Origin of the sequence: Fischerella major NIES-592, assembly GCF_001904645.1 — a bacterium.
Lineage (GTDB): Bacteria > Cyanobacteriota > Cyanobacteriia > Cyanobacteriales > Nostocaceae > Fischerella > Fischerella thermalis.
The window spans coordinates 1-20,012 of record NZ_MRCA01000003.1; the positions used below are offsets into that span (position 1 = coordinate 1).

The following is a 20,012-nucleotide window of genomic DNA, read 5'->3' on the forward strand; positions in this document are numbered from 1 at the left end:
TTAAGTATCTGACTGCAATGGTCTACATGCTGGCGAAATGTTGGTTCTACTTCGTAAAGCTGGCGTCCCATATTTACATACTGGCTACCTTGACCTGAGAACATAAACACGACTGGACATTGACCGGGTTTATGGTGGTGAGTGAAAACACGTTGCGGATCTTGGTCGGTTAAGGCTTTCACTGCGTCTTCAAGGGAGTTGCAAACTACTATGCGGCCATAGTCGAAACTTCGTCGACCAACTTGTAGGGTATAAGCCACATCAGGTAGGTGAAGATCGGGATGTTGTTGGAGGTGAGCAATTAAATTTGCTGTGGTAGTTTCTAGGGCTGTGCTGGTTTTGGCTGAAAGCACCAACAATTGCCAAGGACGTGAGTGTAGAGACGTGCCACTTCTAGTCTCTACAACTGGGGCTTCTTCCAGGATTACATGGGCGTTAGTTCCTCCAATACCAAAAGAACTGACCCCAGCGCGGCGAGGTATACCGTTTGTTTTCCATTCGGTAAGTTTAGTATTGACGTAAAAGGGGCTGTTGGCAAAGTCTATCTGGGGATTAGGCTGTTGAAAGTGTAAGCTAGGGGGTATTTGTTTATTTTTAAGGGCTTGGACAGTTTTGATTAAACCAGTTACACCAGCAGCTGTATTCAAATGTCCCACATTGGTTTTAACCGAACCAATAGCACAGAAGCCTTTTTTGTCAGTACTGCGACGAAAAGCCTGTGTGAGAGCTGCAATTTCAATCGGATCTCCCAAAGGAGTTCCTGTTCCATGAGTTTCAATATAGGTGATGGTCTCGGGTTCCACTCCAGCTAAAGCAAGTGCTTCCAAAATTACTTCTCTTTGACCATCTACACTGGGGGCTGTGTAACCAACCTTTAAGGAACCATCGTTATTGATAGCTGAACCTTTGATCACTGCATGAATATAGTCGCCATCAGCAAGGGCATCTGCTAATCGCTTCAATACTACAATGCCCAAACCATCACCAAAAACAGTTCCCTGAGCATTAGCATCAAAAGCTCGACAGTGTCCATCAGGAGAATTAATTCCTCCTTCTTGATATTGGTAGCCAACTTTTTGTGGCACTTGTATCGAAACACCACCGGCTAAAGCGATATCACTTTCGCCATTCAGCAAACTCTGGCACGCTAAGTGAACTGCAACCAATGATGTGGAACAAGTAGTTTGCACATTAATGCTGGGCCCGGTGAGGTTTAGCTTGTAAGAAGTTTGGGTTGGTAAGTGGTCTTTATCATTACCAATAAAAGCTTGGAAATCATCTACTAACTGTGTTAAGTCTCGGTTGGGGTAGAGGTTCGTAAAAAAGTAACTACTGAAAGCTACACCAGCGTAAAGACCAATGCGACCAGTGTAAGTTTCCGAGTTATAGCCAGCATTTTCTAATGCTTCCCAAGCAGATTCTAAAAACAGGCGGTGTTGTGGGTCTGTGATTTCGGCTTCTCTGGGAGTAAATCCAAAGAATGAAGCGTCAAATAAGTCTATATCTTCCAGTACACTGCCTGCTTTGACATAATTTGGGTCACGTAGCGCAGCTGAGTCTATCCCCGCAGATACCAGTTCCTCATCTGTGAAATAAGTAATAGATTCTACACCATCTCGGAGATTTTGCCAAAATTTATCAACATTGTTTGCCCCAGGAAAACGACCTACCATGCCAATGATGGCTATTTCATCGTTATCATCGAAGCTGTTAAATTCACTGAAATTATTCATAGCAAAAAATCCCCACCGATTCTCATTCACAGCAACTACGCTACGTTCTCAGCAGCTTCTAGAGAATTTGATATTGATAACTCTGAGGCAATCTGAATCTGATCATTTAAAACTGCGTCAATATCATCTTGAGTAGTAAGTGGATTGGCAAGCACTGCACGCAGTGCAGTAATAGAAATGTTTTCTCCAAAGCAGGTAATTGTTTTCGTTGTCCGTGAAATAAAAGTACGACCAGCTTGGCGCTGAATTTTCTGAAGGCGTTGATTAAATTGATTAATTTGTTGATTGTCCGCTTCCGTCAATTGATTTTTGGCAACAAGTCCTCTAAATGGCTCCGGAATGTAACGATAAATAAGGAGATTCATCTCTGGTTCTGCCAGTAACTCAAACTCAGGCATGGCACAGATACGCGCAGCCATATACTGTGTCTTGCGGATTCCTTCATCAATCAAAAATTCATATCCCTTCAGCCCAATCAGATTTAGCCCTGCATGTAAAAATAATGCCATACCAGGTCGAGAGCCTTCCAAAGCGCGTTTCCCTAAATCGAAGGAACCCTTACGCATGGTGTAACTAGCACTCTTTTCAATCGATGCAGCCAGCTGTGGTTCGCGCAGAAAAAGCATACCAATCCCCATTGGTAGATACAGTTGTTTGTGTCCATCAATGGTCACAGAATCAGCCCGTTCAATCCCAGCAAGTTTGTGTCGATGTTGTTCAGAAAATATGAGTGGCCCACCCCAAGCCGCATCTACATGAAAATGAACATTGGCTGCTTGAGCAATATCTGCGATCGCTACAAGTGGATCAACATTACCAGAATCCGTAGTCCCAGCAACACCCACGATCGCAATAATATGGAACTTCTGAGCGCGACAGTCTGCAACAGCTTGACGCAATGCTTGTAAGTCAACATCATTATTGCAATTAGTGGGGACTTTAATCAAGCCATGCATACCAATGCCTAATAAATCTGCTGCTTTATCAAAAGAATAATGCATCAAATCAGAACCTATCACTACTGCTCCCTTATAGCCGTAGTAATCTAAAGCCGCAGCTAAACCTTCCTTTTCTACACCAGCAAAACCATCTTTTGGACCCAAAGAAGCATTACGGGCACACCACAGCGCGATGATATTTGCTGCTGTACCTCCAGAAACCAAAATACCCAATGTACTCTGGCTATTTTGAATGTGCTGAGTATAGAAATCATCAGAAAAATTATAAATTAGCCGATGCATCATCGCCAAAGCCTGACGTTCGTAAGGACTTAAGACTTTAGCAGTTTCCATTTTGACGACATTTTGGTTCATTGCTGTCATCAACTTTGCCAATGGTCGCACAAAATAGGGAAGGGCAGAGGTCATATGACCAATAAATCGTGGCGAAGATGTGCGTATAGAATGAGCAACAACATTATTAGCTAAATATTCAACATAGCTATCAAAATTATAAGGTTCAACAGGCACCTTACTATCAGTAAACTTAGACACTAACGCATTCAAATCAACATCAGTATTAGTATTGATCTCACCTAAAAAATCATTAACTAAAGTATTAACTTGCAGATCCATCTTACTTTCTACAGATACCGAGTGACTTGATGGCGTAAATAACTGCGTAACTTTTTCGGCAATCGTATACTGCAATGTTTGTTCAGTCTCAGCTACGTAATTTTGCTTTGTCATTTCTTGTTGACGCTTACTTAATGTCATTTGATACTCCAAAATAATTGTTGAGTAACTCTCTTAAAACTAGCCCCTTTGTGTTAGATAAAAATCCCAAAAATTTCGCCCAATTAAAAGCTTTTTACCTTCGTGTCTTTGTGTCTTTGTGGTTAATAAAATGATTTTTTCACCACCAAGACACTAAGACACCAAGAAAAATAGATTACTTTAACTTACAGCACCAAAGTCTACTCTATTAAGATTTACGCACCCTCTCAAATCCTTGGCGTCCTTACGGAAGCTGCTATCGCGTCTAAGCCGTTTTGGCGGTTTGTTAAATTAAGCTTATTAGGAGACTGAACTCATGTTGTTTTTCTATAATTTTGTCTGACTTCTCTACGACGCTTAATTGAAGTTGTTCTAACTTCAGTACGGTAAGAATCTTTTGTCAAAGCTGCTGGTTTATTTTGCTCTTGACTTAAATATTTAGCTAAGGAGCTAATAGTTGGATATTGAAACATTTCTACCAAGGATAAATCTTGCGGCAATATTTTTTGCAACTTACTATGAACCTGAACCAAGAGTAATGATTGACCACCGAGTTCAAAGAAGTTGTCATAAATACCTACTTCTTTCACATGCAGTACTTCTTGCCAAATATTAGCAATGGTTTGCTCTAGATCATTTTGGGGTGGTTGATAAGTCGTTTCCAACTCCGGACGTGTTTGGTCAGGTGCTGGCAGCGCCTTCCTATCTACCTTACCGTTAGGTGTCAATGGTAGTGCCTCTAGCGTCACAAAAGCGGTTGGAACCATGTAGTTCGGCAACTTCGACTTCAAAAAGTGGCGCAGTTCGGAAATTATCAGTGCTTGGTTTGGCTGTGGGAGTACATAGGCGACTAAACGTTGAGAACCAGGTTCATCCTCCCGGATCAAAGCTATACTGGTTTCAACTCCTGGATATTGGTTTAATAAAGCTTCAATTTCTCCCAGTTCAATGCGAAAACCACGGAGTTTGACTTGATTATCAATCCGCCCTAAAAACTCTATGCTGGAGTCAGATCGCAAGCGAACTAAGTCGCCTGTCTTGTAAAGACGTCCTCCTCCCGCCTCTTTGTGGAAGGGGTTGGGAATAAATTTCTCGGCTGTGAGTTCTGGTCGGTTGAGATAACCACGAGCTACCCCAGCACCGCCGATATATAATTCTCCTGGAACACCTATAGGAACGAGATGTTGGTGTTGGTCAAGGACATAAAATTGCGTGTTGGCGATCGGGCGACCAATAGAGACAATGCTATCTGTTTGTTCTGTCTTGTTTTCTACAATTTGCACAGCCGACCAAATAGTGGTTTCTGTGGGACCGTATAAGTTCCACACTTGCTTGCTACGTTCAAGTAACTGATTGGCAACAGAGCGATTGAGTGTTTCTCCTCCACAAAGAATCTTCAATTGTTTACTACCTTGCCACCCAGCCCCCAGCAGTAACCGCCAAGTGGCTGGTGTGGCTTGCATGACATTTGCTTGATGCAAATCTAGTTGTTTTGACAATTGAATGCCATCGCTAGCAATTTCACGGCTAACTATAATCAAACGAGCGCCGACAATCAGTGGTAGATATAGTTCCAATGCCGCAATGTCAAAAGATAGGGTAGTGACAGATAAGAGGATATCGTCTTGAGTCAGTCCCGGAGTTTGGCGCATTGTACTTAAGAAATTAACCACAGCGCTGTGGGGGATTTGTACTCCTTTTGGTCGACCTGTGGAACCGGAAGTATAAATTACATAGGCTAAGTTTTCAGTGCTGGCTTTATTTATAGGATTATCTATACTCTGTTTGTTAATTTTCTCCCAGTCGGCATCTAGGCATACTACCTTAGCTTGATGTTCTGGCAGTTGCGCTGCTAACTCAACAGAAGTCAGTAGCAGTGACACTTGGGCATCTTCCAACATCAAAGCTAAGCGCTGTTGCGGATAAGTTGGGTCTATTGGTACATAAGCCCCACCCGCTTTCAGGATCGCCAACAGTCCAACCAGCATTTCTATTGAGCGTGGCAAGCAAATTCCTACCAGTACCTCTGGTTTGACTCCCAGCTTTTGCAAATAGTGTGCTAGTTGATTAGCTCTTTGATTTAATTGAGTATAAGTTAATTGCTCGTCTTGAAAAACTACTGCTACAGCGTCAGGTGTACGTTCCACCTGGGCTGCAAATAACTGATGGATACACTGGTTTGGATACTCAGTCTCGGTGTCATTCCACTCGACTAATAATTGCTGTTGTTCAGCTTCGCTTAATAGTGGTAACTCCCCTAGCCGCTGTTCTGGATTGGCAACTATGCCAGAGAGTAAGGTTTGAAAGTGCTGTACCATCCTAGTGATAGTACTGTCATTGAATAAGTCGGTGCTGTATTCTACTAGTCCTGCTATCCCTTGTTCTGTATCCGAGAGGTTAAAACGCAGTTCAAATTTTGCAGTCCCATTATCAAATGCTAAAGGAATGACGGTCAAACCCGAAAGTTCTGGTGGTTCCACCTGTGCCAGCTGTAAATCAAACTTGACTTGAAACAGTGGCGTCATCTGGCTGAGAGTTCGCTCTGGATTCAACTCTTCTACCAGCTTTTCAAAGGGTAAATCTTGGTGAGCATATGCCCCCTGCATAACTTCACGTACCCGATGGAGTAATTCGCGAAAGCTAGGGTTTCCAGACAAGCTAGTACGCAATACCAAAGTATTGATTAAAAACCCTATTAATCCTTCGGTTTCAACCCGATTGCGATTAGCAATATCAGTTCCGACGATGATGTCATCTTGATGAGTGTACTTGCAAAGCAAAATGTTGAAAGCTGTTAATAGTAAGGTAAACAGCGTTACCCCTTCCTTTTTACTCAAGTCCTTAACAGCATCAGATAGAGGTTTCGATAATACCAACGACTGTTGCGAACCTTGGTAAGTCGGAACAACTGGCCGGGGTCGATCGCTTGGCAATTTTAACACTGGTAAGTTACCCTGAAGCTGCTTTTGCCAATAATTTAGTTGCTGTTCTAACACCTGTCCCTGTAACCACTGGCGTTGCCAAATTGCCCAATCTGCGTACTGGATTGGCAGTTCGGGAAGGGGTGAAGGTTTCCTATTGACAAAAGCTTCATAAAGTGCTTTCATTTCCCGGACAAATATTCCCATTGACCAGCGATCGCAGATGATGTGATGTACTGTCAACAGCAATATATGTTCTGCTGCGCCTAATCGGAGAAGAGTCAATCGCAGTAATGGTTTGGTTAAGTCAAAGGGCTGCTGCGCCTCCTTGACTACTAGCTGCTGTACCTCCTCCTCTGGATTAGAAACCTCTGTCAGATCCATGATCGGCAATGTTACAGGCTGGGGCGGAGTAATAACCTGGATCGGTTCTCCAGAAGGATTGGTAGTAAAAGTTGTGCGTAAGGTTTCATGACGCCTGACAATTTCAGTGAAGGTTTGTTCTAGCACTGCTACGTTTAGTTGACCCTGAATACGCAAGGCACTAAAAACGTTATAAGCACTGTTGTCAGGATCTAATTGCTGGATAAACCATAACCTTTGCTGAGCAAAAGATAAAGGCAAAGAATCAGAGTCTTTTCTCTGAGAAATTCTGGAAATTTTTACAGAACTCAAGCCTTTTTGCTGAAGTCGCTTTTCAAATAATGCCCGCTGATCTGGAGATAGTTCTGCTATTTGTTGATACAAATCTCTCATTAATGAGTACCTGAGTTAATTTATATTTAAAGATTTGTAGTTGGGTGCTGTACAGGGAAAAAACGAACACAGATGAACACAGATGAACACCGATCAAGCAGTGCTTTATCCAAGAGAGAAGGGTTATACGTTAATTTATTAGTTGAGTAAACTTACTTTTTCTTTTTTTGAATTACAAATATCTTTTAACTCTTTGAGATAAGATAAACTCGCCATCACTGCATCAAAATCTGAGTAAAAATCAATGAGACACGCCACTTCATTAACACCAGCCTGCTTTAAAAGTTCTATCATTCCCATACAGGTAGTTTTTGAACCAATTAAAGTCCTCCCTTTCAGCCAACCTTCGTAAGCAAAGCGCAAAAGACTTTTTATATCCGCTTCGGTGAATGTTGCCAAATTCACGTTTACGCCGGAATTTTTCGCTAGATTCTCTAGCAAGTCAATGTGTGTTTTGAGGTAGTTGTAAAAAGGTTCCCTCACTTGTTCTTTGACGATATTGAAGTCTTCTCCCACAAAAGTATGCAACATCATTGCTACTTTTTTAGCGAGAGGATCATGACCATGTTTTGCTAAAGATTCGCGATAGAGTGATATTTGAGTTGCCACCTCTTCTAGAGTCCCTCCCAAAAGAGAAGTTAGTATGTTAGCTCCAATCTTGCCTGCTTCAATAAATGTTGCTGGAGATTGACAAACAATCCAAAGTGGGAAATTGGGCTGCACTGGTTTGGGAAAAGTTCTCAACTTGAAACTTTTTCCCGTAACATCTTGGAACTCTACTTGTTCACCTTGCCACAGCTTTTGTACAGTCTCGATTCCACGCCACATAGCTTCTCTGCGATTAGCATGTGTTTCAGTAGACAGTACAAAATCATCTACAGTCCAACCAGAGGCAAAAGCGATCGCTACTCTACCTTGAGACAAATTATCAACCACAGACCAATCTTCAGCAATCCGTGCTGGATTATGAAGTGGCATCACAACACTTCCAGCCCGTAACTGAATCTGTTCAGTTACCATCGCTAGGGCTGTACTAGTTAAAGATGGATTAGGATAAAGCCCTCCAAACGGATGAAAATGTCGTTCCGGAGTCCAAACCGCAGAAAAACCATTTTTATCTGCAAATTTAGCAGATTCTATTAATAAATTATACTTGTTTGTTTGATTTGTTGAACCATCACCGGAGAAATAAAATAAACTGAATTCCATTCTGTAGCTCCTGATGTTTTGATGCGAGGGATTATTAAGTTGAAAATAGATGTGGGGGTGTAAGGGTGTAGGAAAATTAATCTTTTCATGCACTCTTTGTGGGATTTTCTCGTGATTGACTAGCTTGAAAATAGAGATTGAGAATCAACTTAACAGCAAACCCATAATCCATCGGTGTTAATCGGTGTGCATCTGTGTTCGTTATATTCTTCATCTCCTCATTGTGGGCAATAGCCCGTGAGAGTCTACCTTGAAAATAAGGAACACAGAGAAGCAGAATTTTCATGATTTGTTGTGTACCAACGTCAACGACTGACTTGAAAATAGAATTAAGATAAAAAACGAACACAGATGAACACAGATGCACACCGATGAAGCTCTAGCAATTCATGTTGGATAATTATTAATTTCTGTGATTAGCTAGACCAAAAATCTTTAGCCATTTCTGCTTGAACTTCTTCCGCTGAAAGATTCTTGACCTCTTGTAATAAAGCAACCATTTCTTCTAATTCTTCCTGTTGAGGTTGTTGTTGAGCAATAACAGCAGCAAGTCCAGCAACAGTGGATGCCTCAAACAGAATGCTGTTAAGCGGTAAATCTACTTGAAAAGTTTCTCGCAAACGAGAAGTAACTTGGACAGCCAACAAAGAGTGTCCTCCTAATTCAAAAAAGTCGTCATTCACACCTACTAGAGAAACTCCAAGAATTTCTTGCCAAATGTTGGCAATGGTTTGCTCAATCTCATTTCTGGGAGCTACATAAACAGTTTGTAAATTCGGTCTTGAGTGCTGTGAAAAAGAATCTGCCTGCTGTGAGTTTTTAGAGTTGCTGACAGTTTCTAAAGGTTTGAGCTTCAGGGATTGATTAATTCTTGCTTGTAAATCCCCTGTGGAAACAACAATCTGGTTTGCCGAACCCATAGACAAAATGCGTTGAAAAGCTTCCCAAACTTCCTTCGGTGTCATGAATAATTCTGTTGCAGTTGATCCCAATGACACATATTTTTCTTTTTCTAAATCGGAGATAAAAGCTTGGCGATTCACACTGAACCAAGGAACAGAATTTTGCTGTTTTTTTTGATGAACAAAGGCGTCCATGAATAGGTAAGCTGCTGAATAGGCAACTAGTCCTAATCCTCCCAAAATTGATGATAGTGAGGATTGTAAAAGATAGAAATCAAGCTTTTTATCTTGTAAAACTTTTTCTAATACAATAAGTCCATGTACTTTTGATTGAAATTCCTGCTCACATTCAGTCCTACCTATTTCATGAATAGATAAAGTAGATTTTTCATTGCCACTTATCTCTGGTACATAAAACACTCCATGAATTTGACCAAAACGCTCATAAGCTATGGTCATAGCCTGTTGCATTTGTTCTTCATTGACAACATCAGCTTTGATGATCAGAACATCTCCGCTTAACTCTTCTAAAGTCTGGATTCTTCTGATTTGATCACTGATATTATTGTGTTGATCATGAGTTGCTAGCCATTGTTCCCACTCATTTCTTGCCGGCAACTCTGAATTTTCAATTAAGATGAGTTTTGCATGTATTGTTTGAGCTAAATATTCTGCAAACACTAAACCCAGACCTTTGACCGGATCACCTACGATCAGGTAAACTCCCCCTTCTCTTAACCGTGTTTTTTCTGGAACTACTTCGTTCAATTGAATTGGTTCAAAGGTTTGCACCCAACGATGACCATTACGATAAGCAACAACTAAATCAGATGGTTGTTGAGTTAATTCAGCCATGAGTTGGTCTATAAGTTGCTTTTCCAGAAAAGTCTCCGATTCAGGGATGACGATATCAACACTGCGACAGGTGATATGTGGATATTCTTGGGCGATCGCTTTACATGGACCTAGCACTGTCGCTTTTTCTGGCTGCAACTGTTCTTGACCCACCACCTCGTGCATATTGTTGGTTATGGCTATTATTTGCACCGGGGTAGTTAGATGGTGTTTGGTCAATTGTTGTGCTAAAAATAGCAGACTGTAGAAAACTAGATCCTGAGATTTGCAAAAGTCCTCGACCCCTAATTGTGTTTTTGGGTGTAAAGTTTTACCCAGTGATGTAGTATTTGCTGTGACACCCCAGAAATGAGCAATATTTTGTGGAGTTTTACCTAGTTCGCGAAGAGTTTGCATTAAGGTAGTATAATCATTCTGTTGCTGAGGATTGATTGTGTAGACCGAATCACTCAGTTTGGTGAACTCTTCTCCTATTGTGACTATAATTACATCCTGACCTGCTTGTTCCAGTCGTTTGGCGATTTGTGAACCCACTCCACATGAATCGACAAAGATCAACCAGCAGGACTTGTGCTGATTTAACCCTTCTGTTTTCCAGGGTTCAAGTAACATGACTCGTTTCCAAGCAGGAACGTAGAACCAGTCAGCCATATTCGGCTTTCTGGTTAGTTTTATTTGAGGATGGCTATTGTCTACTTTTTGGGCTTCAATCCAGTAACGCTGGCGCTGAAAGGGATATGTTGGTAGGGGTATCCGTTGACGCGACTGCTGAGCATGAAATTTATACCAATCTACCTGCACACTCGCTAGCCAGAGTTGACCTACGGTGGTCAGCAAAAATGCTGAATCTGATTTTTGGTATTTTGGATGGCGGAGTGTTGCCAAAACTGTAGGTTCATCCGTCCTACTTTGTCTGGCAAAGGTACTTAATGTCATCCCCGGCCCAACTTCCAGCAGAATTCGTTCTGGCTGTGTCATTAACTCAGCCATTCCCTGGGCAAAGCGGACTGTTTGTCGTAGATGTTTAGCCCAGTAGGTCGGGTCAGTTGCCTCTTTGGCGGTAATCCAAGTACCAGTTAAGTTAGAAATAAAAGAAATCTGAGGAGGGTTGAGTTTAATTTTTTCTACCTGGTTTGTGAACGATTCCAAAATAGAATCCATCATTGGGGAATGAAAGGCGTGGGAGGTATGCAGGCGACGGCACTCCACACCTTGGTCAGTGAGACGACTTTGCAAATGAGCGATCGCTTCCTCAGAACCAGAAACTACACACAAATTAGATGCGTTACTGGCAGCCAGAGAAACTTCTTCACCCAGCCAAGGTTGCACATCGTCTTCTGCAAGATGAACAGAAAGCATTGCACCTGTTGGAAGTTCCTGCATTAGTTGTCCACGCACAGCAACCAATGTCAAAGCATCTTCTAAGGAAAGCACGCCCGCTAAACAAGCTGCTACATACTCGCCAATGCTATGACCAATCATGGCTTCAGGGTGGATGCCCCACGCCATCCATAACTGACTCAGGGCATACTCAATCACAAATAAGGCTGGCTGGGTAATATAAGTCTGTTGCAGTTGGTGTGTAGCTGCCTCAATCTGTTCTTCACTCGGATAGAGGACATGGCGCAAATCTATATCTAAGTGAGGCTTGAGCAGTTCACAGCAACGATTTACTTCTTCCCGAAATATTGGTTCAGTTTGGTACAGTTCTCGACCCATATTTACGTACTGCGCCCCTTGCCCAGGAAACATAAATACAACAGGTCGATTATGGAGTTCTTTTAAGTAAGTCGAACCTTGCTCTTGATTGGCAAACTCCAATTGTTTGACTGCATCCTCAAGGTTCTGACATACTACCATGAACCGATGCTCAAATGCTTGCCGACCTACTTGCAGAGTATAAGCAACATCAGCCAAGTTTAAATCACGATGTTGCTGAAGGTAGGCTACTAAGTTTGCTGTTGCAGTTTCCAGTGCCGTTCTGGTTTTAGCAGAGAGCAATAACAGATGCCAAGGTCGAGATTGTACAGACGCATCATGGCGCGTCTGTACAACAGGCGCTTCCTCAAGGATTACATGGGCATTAGTTCCCCCAATCCCAAAAGAACTAACCCCTGCACGACGGGGTGTGCGGTTTGTCTGCCACTGGGAAAGCGTGGTATTCACATAGAAGGGACTGTTGCCAAAATCAATCTCGGGATTAGGCTGCTGAAAGTGTAAACTAGGTGGTATTTCTTTATATTTGAGGGCGAGGACAGTTTTAATTAGTCCTGCAACACCAGCTGTGATATCTGAGTGTCCAATATTTGTCTTGACCGAACCGACAGCGCAGAAACCTTTTTTGTCAGTACTTGCACGAAATACTTGTGTGAGTGCAGAAATTTCTATTGGATCTCCAAGAGATGTTCCAGTTCCATGAGCCTCGATGTAGGTAATTGTCTCGGGGTCAACCTCAGCCATAACTTGGGCTGCCTTAATCACCTTTGCTTGGCCATCTATACGTGGTGCAGTGTAGCTAACTTTGAAAGCTCCATCATTATTAATAGCAGAGCCTTTGATCACAGCATGAATACAATCGCCGTCAGCGATCGCATCTTCCAATCGCTTTAAAACGACGATACCCACACCATTACTAAAAACAGTTCCCTGCGCTTTAGCATCAAAGGCACGACAGCGACCGTCCGGGGACACAATTCCCCCTTCTTGATAAAGATATCCTTCTTTTTGCGGCACATCGATCGCCACACCACCAGCCAAAGCAATATCACATTCACCACTCAACAGACCTCGGCAGGCTAAATGTACCGCAACTAATGAAGTTGAGCAGGCAGTTTGAATACCTACAGCCGGCCCTTCCAGGTCTAATTTGTAAGATACCCGTGTAGCCAGAAAATCTTTGTCATTGCCAAAGAAAAGTTGGTTGCGATCAATAGAACTTCTAATATTTTGATTGGAATAAATATTTAGTACATAGTTGTTTGAGCCTGCGCCAGCATAAACTCCGATCAAACCTGAGTACATTTTTGAATTGTAGCCGGCATTTTCCATAGCCTCCCAGGCACACTCTAAAAACAGACGATGTTGCGGATCAATAATCTCTGCTTCTCTAGGATTGAACCCAAAGAACTCAGCATCAAATAATTCTATGTCCTCTAATACAGCCCCAGCTTTCACATAATTGGGATCGTTGAGTAGGTCAGGGTCTATGCCGCCAGCAAGCAACTCTTCATTAGTGAAAGTAGTAATAGACTCTACGCCATTGCGTAGATTCTGCCAAAATTCTTCAATATTTTTAGCACCTGGAAAACGGCCCGCCATCCCAATAATGGCTATTTCTAAACCATTGCGACTAAATTCTACTGTATGACTCATTTTTATTGATTTCTCTTACTAATTGTCAAAAATTGCTTAATTCGTGCCTTGCCTTTTTCTAACTGTTCCGAGCGATCGCCAGTTTCCGAAAAAGATACTTGTTTGTTTTGCTCCTGACTTAAATATTTAGCCAAAGAGCTAATAGTCGGATATCTAAACAGCTCTAAAATCGATAAACTTTGCTGAAATCTTTTTTGCAGCTGGTTATGAATCTGCAACAACAGTAATGAATGACCACCCAGTTCAAAAAAATTGTCATGAATACCCACTTCATTCACATGCAATACTTCTTGCCAAATCTGAGCAATGATTTTTTCTACCTCAGTTTGGGGCGCTTGATAAGTCTGTTTCAACTCCGGACGTGTTTGGTCGGGTGCTGGCAAGGAATGGCGGTCTACCTTACCGTTAGGTAACAGTGGTATAGCTTCCAGAATCACAAAAGCTGACGGCAGCATATAGTCAGGCAGTTTCTCTTTCAGAAAATGATGCAGTTCGCTGACTGTAATCACCTGCTCCTTTTGAGCAACTACATACGCCACTAGTTGCTTATGATTTGGTCTATCTTCCCTCGTTAGAACTACAGCATCCTCCACTCCCGAATATTGAACTAGCGCCGCTTCAATTTCTCCTAGTTCAATGCGGAAACCACGAATTTTTACCTGATTATCTATCCGTCCAAGAAATTCTAGATTTCCATCAACTAAATAACGAGCTAAATCCCCAGTTTTATATAGACGTGTTCCTACTTCAGGAAAACCCAAAGAAAATTCTTGGTGTTCTTGGTGTCTTGGTGGTTTATTCTCGATTCCTATTTTATGCAACGCCGAAAAAATATTTGGTATAAACCGCTCCACCGTCATCTCAGGTCTGTTGAAATAACCCCTTGCCAATCCGACTCCACCGATATACACCTCACCCGGTACACCAATAGGCACAGGCTTGAGGTTTCTATCCAGCACATATACTTGGATATTAGCTATGGGACGACCAATAACAACCCGCGCCGGAACTGCATCTTGCGGACTTAAACTGTAACAAGTAACGTCAGCAGATACTTCCGACGAACCGTAAAGGTTTAAGAGAGTACTTTCCGGCAGCGTCTGGCGAAACTTTTGTAATAAGCTATGAGAAAGTGCTTCCCCACTTGTTACCCAAAGTTGCAACTGAGGCAATCGCTGTTGTAAATGAGTGTAGGTATCCAAGAGTACACGTAGCAATGAGGGGACAACAACCAGCCGTGTAATCTTGTTGCTAGCCAGAATTTCTATGAATTTTTGCGGAGCCTTAACAACACTATCTGGTATGATAACAATCTGGACTCCTTGGAGTAGGGGCCCAAAAATTTCCCAAACCGAGTCCACAAAATTTAAGGATGTCTTTTGACAACACACCTCCCCCTGTTTAAAAGGATAGTTCTGCCACATCCAAGCAAAACGATTGACAGCGCCTTGATGCAGACCTAAAACTCCTTTGGGTTTACCTGTAGAGCCAGAAGTATAGATGACATAAGCCAGACTGTTGGCAGTAGAACTATTAATAGGGTTGTCTTGGCTTTCTTGGGCAATACTACTGCGATCGCTGTCCAGACAAACCACTCGTGCCTGATGTGCTGGAAGTTTCTCAAGCAAATGCTGTTGAGTCAGCAGTATTGACACTTGGGCATCTTCCAACATCAAAGCTAAGCGCTGTTGCGGATAAGCTGGGTCTATTGGCACATAAGCCCCACCCGCTTTTAGAATTGCCAACAGTCCAATCAACATTTCTATTGAACGCGGCAAGCAAATTCCTACCAGTACCTCTGGTTTGACTCCCAGCTTTTGCAAATAGTGTGCTAGTTGATTGGCTGTTTGATTTAATTGAGTATAAGTTAATTGTTCGTCTTGAAAGACGACTGCTACAGCGTCAGGTGTACGTTCCACCTGGGCTTCAAACAACTGATGGATACACTGTTGAGGATACTCAGCCTCAGTATTATTCCACTCGACTAATAGCTGCTGTTTTTCAGCTTCGCTTAACAGTGGTAACTCCTCTAACCGCTGTTCTGGATTGGCAACTATGCCAGCAAGTAATCTCTGGAAATGCTCTGCCAGCCGTTGTATAGTTTGCGCCTCGAATAAGTCAGTGTTATACTCCACACTGCCAATCATGCCAGAGGCTGTTTCTGCCATATACAGTGTCAAATCGAACTTGGCAGTGCCACTATCACTTTCTAAGGTACTCAAGGTCAAACTTGGTAACTCTATCTCTAAACTGTGTGCATTCTGAAGCACAAACATCACTTGAAATAGAGGTGTGTGACTTAAATTGCGCTGGGGCTGCAATTTTTCTACTAATTTTTCAAAAGGCACATCTTGGTGGGCATAAGCTCCTAAAGCTACTTCCCGCACCCGACGTAGCAACTCTCGAAAGCTAGGGTTGCCAGATAAATCGGTTCGCAGCACTAGGGTATTGACAAAAAAACCGATTAACCCTTCTATCTCCCTGTGGTTACGATTGGCAATGGGAGAACCAATTACAATATCATTGTTTCCCGTGTAGCGATACAGCAGCGTCTTGAAGGCTGCCAGCAAGGTCATAAATAAGGTGCTTCCTTCTTGCTGGCTCAAAGTTTTCAACGCAAGAGTTTGCTCTGGAGATAGCCGGAAAGAATGGGTAGCACCTCGGAAGGACTGAACAGCAGGTCGTGGGTGATCAGTAGGTAACTCTAGAACAGCTGGCGCACCATGCAACTGCTGACGCCAGTAAGCAAGCTGAGATTCCAGTACTTCTCCTGTGAGCCACTGCTTCTGCCAAGCGGCAAAGTCTATATACTGAATTGGCAATTCAGGTAACGGGGAAGGTTGCCCGTGACAAAAAGCTTGATAAAGTGTCGCCAATTCATGCACTAGCACACTTGTTGACCAACCGTCAGAAACGATGTGGTGCATGGTCAACAGGATCACATATTCCTGTTCACTAAGGCGGAGTAATTTCACTCGCAACAGAGTATCAGTCTCCAGGTTAAAGGGCTGTTGTGCCTCTGCAAGTGCTAGTTCTTTGACTTTGGTTTCTCGTTGAGCAGCAGGTAATTCCGCCAGGTCAATGACTGTTAATAGCTGCGATGTTACCGATGAGATAAATGCTACGGGTTGCCCTTCGACTGTCTTAAAATTAGTTCGCAAGGCTTCGTGACGGCGTAGAATTTCATTAAAACTCTGCTCTAGCGCTGCTAGATTTAACTGCCCCTGTAAATGTACGGCATCGATAATGTTGTAAAAATGACTGTCAGGCTCTAACTGAGCCAGGAACCAGAGTCGTTGTTGGGCAAAGGACAGGGGTAAATCTGCCGTCCGGGAAATACGTTGAATAGGCGGTATTTCTAATCCTAAGTCTGCTTTGGTAGCTTTTTCAATTTCCTTGGCTAGCCCCGCGACTGTTGGCTGGTTAAACAAGCAACGCAAGGGTAGTTCCACCTTAAAAACTTGCCGCAGTTGCGAAATAACACGAGTAGCCAGCAGGGAATGTCCCCCTAACTCAAAGAAGTTGTCGTGAATCCCCACTTTTTGAATGCCAAGCACTTCTGCCCAGATTCCAGCTAGCATTTCTTCAACTGGTGTGGAAGGAGCTACAATATTAGACTCAGATATTAGTTGTGTTGGGTCTGGTGCTGGTAGCGCCCGGCGGTCTATCTTGCCATTGGGTGTCAAGGGTAACGCTTCTAGGATGACAAAAGCTGTTGGCAGCATGTAGTTTGGTAGTTTTGCCTCCAAAAAGCGGCGCAGTTCGGGAATTGTCAGTGTCTGGTCTGGGTGAAGAGTGATATAGGCTACTAAAGTTTTATTTGCAGTGTCATCCTCCCGCACAATAACCACACTCGCCGATATTGCTGGGTGTTGGCTAATGACTGCTTCAATTTCTCCTAGTTCAATACGGAAACCCCGAAGTTTCACCTGGTGGTCAATGCGACCTATGTACTCTATATCTCCACTAGGTAAATAACGAGCTAAGTCCCCAGTCTTGTATAAACGTACTCCTGGTTCGTTGCTGTGGGGATGGGGAATGAATTTTTCACAAGTCAAATCAGGACGATGCAAATAACCTCTAGCTAGGCTATAACCACCTATATACAGTTCTCCAGGAACTCCTATCGGTACTGGCTGCAAGTTAGAGTCGAAAATGTACAACTCGGTGTTAGCAAATGGGCGACCAATTGGTACTAATTGGTCGTTAACTAACTCCTGAGTTGTGGTTTCAAACCAGGAACTGTCAATTGTGGCTTCGGTCAAACCAAAAGAGTTAATTAAGCGGGTGTGGGAACCGCAAAAGTTACGAAATTTTTGATATTCTTTTGTGTACCAAACATCAGAACCACAAATCAGCAGCCGCATAAAGTCAAGTTGCTGCTGACTCTCCTCTAGGTACTGCATCAAGTTTCGCAAAACTGCTGGTACAAATTCGGCACAGTCAACTTTTTCTTCAACCATCAGGTTGTATAGGTCTTGGGGAGACAGTAGTAGGTCGCGGGGGCATAAAACCAGTTTGCCACCCGAACAAACAGCACGAACTAAATCTCCAGAAAAAACATCGAAGGAGAAACTTGCCATTTGCAGGTGACAGGTGACGTCTGTGTGTAGGTGGTAAGTTTCTTCCCAAGCAAAATAAGCATTGACGAGGCTGCTGTGCTGAATTGCCACACCTTTTGCTCGACCTGTAGAGCCTGATGTATAAATTACATAGGCTAGGTTTTCAGGTTTCGCCCCACTGATAGGATTATGTAATGTAACAGGAATATTACTGAAATAATTAGTATCAATAAGTATAACTTTAGCTGTGTGTGGTAGGAGTTCTGCGACTAGCCGTGCCTGGGTCAGCAGTACCAAAGGCTTGGCATCTTCCAACATCAAAGCCAACCTTTGTGGTGGATAGGATGGATCTAGGGGGATATATGCCCCGCCTGCTTTAAGAATTGCCAGAATAGCAATTACCATTAAGAGCGATCGCTCAACACAAACCCCTACTAATACCTCTGGTCCCACTCCCAATTTTTGCAATTCATGGGCCAATTGGTTGGCACGGCAGTTGAGTTCCCGATAAGTTAATTGCTGGTCTGCAAAAACTACGGCTACAGCATCAGGAGTACGTTCCACCTGGGCTTCAAACAACTGATGGATGCATAGGTCTTGAGGATAGTCACTCTGAGTGTTATTCCACTCCACCAATAGCTGCTGTTTTTCAGCTGCTGTTAAAAGTGATAATTCTTTCAGGCGCTGTTGGGGATTGGCAACCATAGCGTTGAGCAAAGTTGCCAGATGTCCTAGCATACGCTCGATAGTGGCAGCAGCAAAGCGCTCACCTTCATTGTAGGCAATGGTAAGCAACAGCTCTTTACCCGGGATCACACTTAGTGTCAGGGGATAGTTAGTTTGTTCAATGCTACGAAAATTCTTAATTGCCAGGTCTAAACCTGGTTCTGATAAAGAAATATCTACAGGATAATTCTCAAAAACGAGAATACTCTCAAATAGAGGCAAACCTCTGTTAACTTCACTCCAACCCTGAATTTCTACAAGTGGGCTATATTCGTACTGCCGTGTCTCAACTTGTTGGACTTGAACTTGCTTTAGCCAAGGTAAGAGGAAAGCTTCGGGATCAACTTTGACTCGGAATGGCAGCGTGTTGATAAATAACCCCACCATTGATTCGGCTTTTGGCAGCGCCGCCGGACGACCTGAGACCGTTACCCCAAATAATACATCTGCTTCCCCACTATAGCGGTTCAGGAGTAAAGCCCAAGCTCCCTGCACGAGAGTGTTGAGTGTTAGCTGATGTTTTTGTGCTAGTGATTGTAGTGCGGCTGTGGTTGATGCTTGTAGCCGCAGTTCTTGTTCTTTGTAGTTATCAGTAGGTGTTTGCTGATCATTCTGGTTTTCCCCTATCTTTGTGGGAGCAGTAAAACCTTTGAGAGTCTGCCGCCAAAATGTTTCAGCTTCGGAAAGATTTTGCTGCTGTAACCAGACGATGTAATCCCGGTAAGGACGTGGAGATGGGAGGGAGAGAGTTTGGCCTTGAGCGAAAGTTTTGTAAAAGGCCAGAACTTCTTGGAAAATTAAAGGAACAGACCAACCATCTAACAGCAGGTGATGACTGCTCCAAATGAAATGATAAGAATAGTCGGTAAGTTGAATCAGCACCAAACGCATCAGAGGTGCAATTGTCAAATTAAAGCCTTGGCAGCGATCGCTTGACAAAAAAGCCTCAATTTGTCCCTGCTGTGCAACTGATGACAAATGCCGCCAGTCCTGATGCACAAAAGGTAGTGTTACCTGACGATGCACTACTTGCACAGGTTCTTTTAAGCCTTCCCACAGGAAACAAGTTCGCAAAATCGGGTGTCGATTTACCACCTGCTGCCAAGCACGATGGAAGGCTGCAATATTGAGATTGCCTTCTATGGTGCAGCTAAATTGGTCAAAATATACTCCTGATTTGGGATCTGCAAGACAGTGGAAGAGGATGCCCTGTTGCATGGGCGAGAGGGGATAAAAATCTGCAATATTTTTCATGCCCATA

At 43.0% G+C, this 20,012-nt stretch carries 7 protein-coding genes; all 7 read right to left on the reverse strand.

The window, feature by feature from the left end; all coding sequences use genetic code 11:
• On the reverse strand, nucleotides 1-1,733 hold a 1,733-nt coding region (locus tag NIES592_RS07305), incomplete at its 3' end, for a type I polyketide synthase (RefSeq protein WP_143168345.1).
• Between the two features lie 35 nt (nucleotides 1,734-1,768).
• Nucleotides 1,769-3,448: a pyridoxal-dependent aspartate 1-decarboxylase PanP gene (gene panP / locus NIES592_RS07310; protein ID WP_073555333.1), complete on the reverse strand. Its 1,680-nt coding sequence runs from the start codon at nucleotides 3,446-3,448 to the stop codon at nucleotides 1,769-1,771.
• Nucleotides 3,449-3,762: 314 nt separating this feature from the next.
• Nucleotides 3,763-7,125, reverse strand: coding sequence for a non-ribosomal peptide synthetase (locus NIES592_RS07315; RefSeq protein ID WP_062246109.1), 3,363 nt, complete (start codon nucleotides 7,123-7,125; stop codon nucleotides 3,763-3,765).
• A 138-nt stretch (nucleotides 7,126-7,263) separates the two neighbouring features.
• A complete protein-coding gene (locus tag NIES592_RS07320) occupies nucleotides 7,264-8,334 on the reverse strand; it encodes an LLM class flavin-dependent oxidoreductase (RefSeq protein WP_073555334.1) in 1,071 nt (356 codons plus the stop codon).
• An 85-nt stretch (nucleotides 8,335-8,419) separates the two neighbouring features.
• Complete coding sequence (locus NIES592_RS07325; RefSeq protein WP_256678076.1) at nucleotides 8,420-8,620, reverse strand: hypothetical protein; 201 nt, start codon at nucleotides 8,618-8,620, stop codon at nucleotides 8,420-8,422.
• A 130-nt stretch (nucleotides 8,621-8,750) separates the two neighbouring features.
• The gene (locus NIES592_RS07330; protein ID WP_073555336.1) at nucleotides 8,751-13,463 is read right to left on the reverse strand and encodes a type I polyketide synthase; all 4,713 of its coding nucleotides are present in this window, start codon (nucleotides 13,461-13,463) and stop codon (nucleotides 8,751-8,753) included.
• A 2-nt stretch (nucleotides 13,464-13,465) separates the two neighbouring features.
• Complete coding sequence (locus tag NIES592_RS07335; RefSeq protein ID WP_443134928.1) at nucleotides 13,466-20,011, reverse strand: amino acid adenylation domain-containing protein; 6,546 nt, start codon at nucleotides 20,009-20,011, stop codon at nucleotides 13,466-13,468.
• Nucleotide 20,012 lies beyond the last annotated feature (1 nt).

Excerpts from the sequence above, each read along its gene's own strand:
- panP (WP_073555333.1), bottom strand. The coding sequence starts at position 3,448 with ATGACATTAAGTAAGCGTCAACAAGAAATGACAAAGCAAAATTACGTA.
- NIES592_RS07315 (WP_062246109.1), bottom strand. The coding sequence starts at position 7,125 with ATGAGAGATTTGTATCAACAAATAGCAGAACTATCTCCAGATCAGCGG.
- NIES592_RS07320 (WP_073555334.1), bottom strand. The coding sequence starts at position 8,334 with ATGGAATTCAGTTTATTTTATTTCTCCGGTGATGGTTCAACAAATCAA.
- NIES592_RS07325 (WP_256678076.1), bottom strand. The coding sequence starts at position 8,620 with ATGAAAATTCTGCTTCTCTGTGTTCCTTATTTTCAAGGTAGACTCTCA.
- NIES592_RS07330 (WP_073555336.1), bottom strand. The coding sequence starts at position 13,463 with ATGAGTCATACAGTAGAATTTAGTCGCAATGGTTTAGAAATAGCCATT.
- NIES592_RS07335 (WP_443134928.1), bottom strand. The coding sequence starts at position 20,011 with ATGGGCATGAAAAATATTGCAGATTTTTATCCCCTCTCGCCCATGCAA.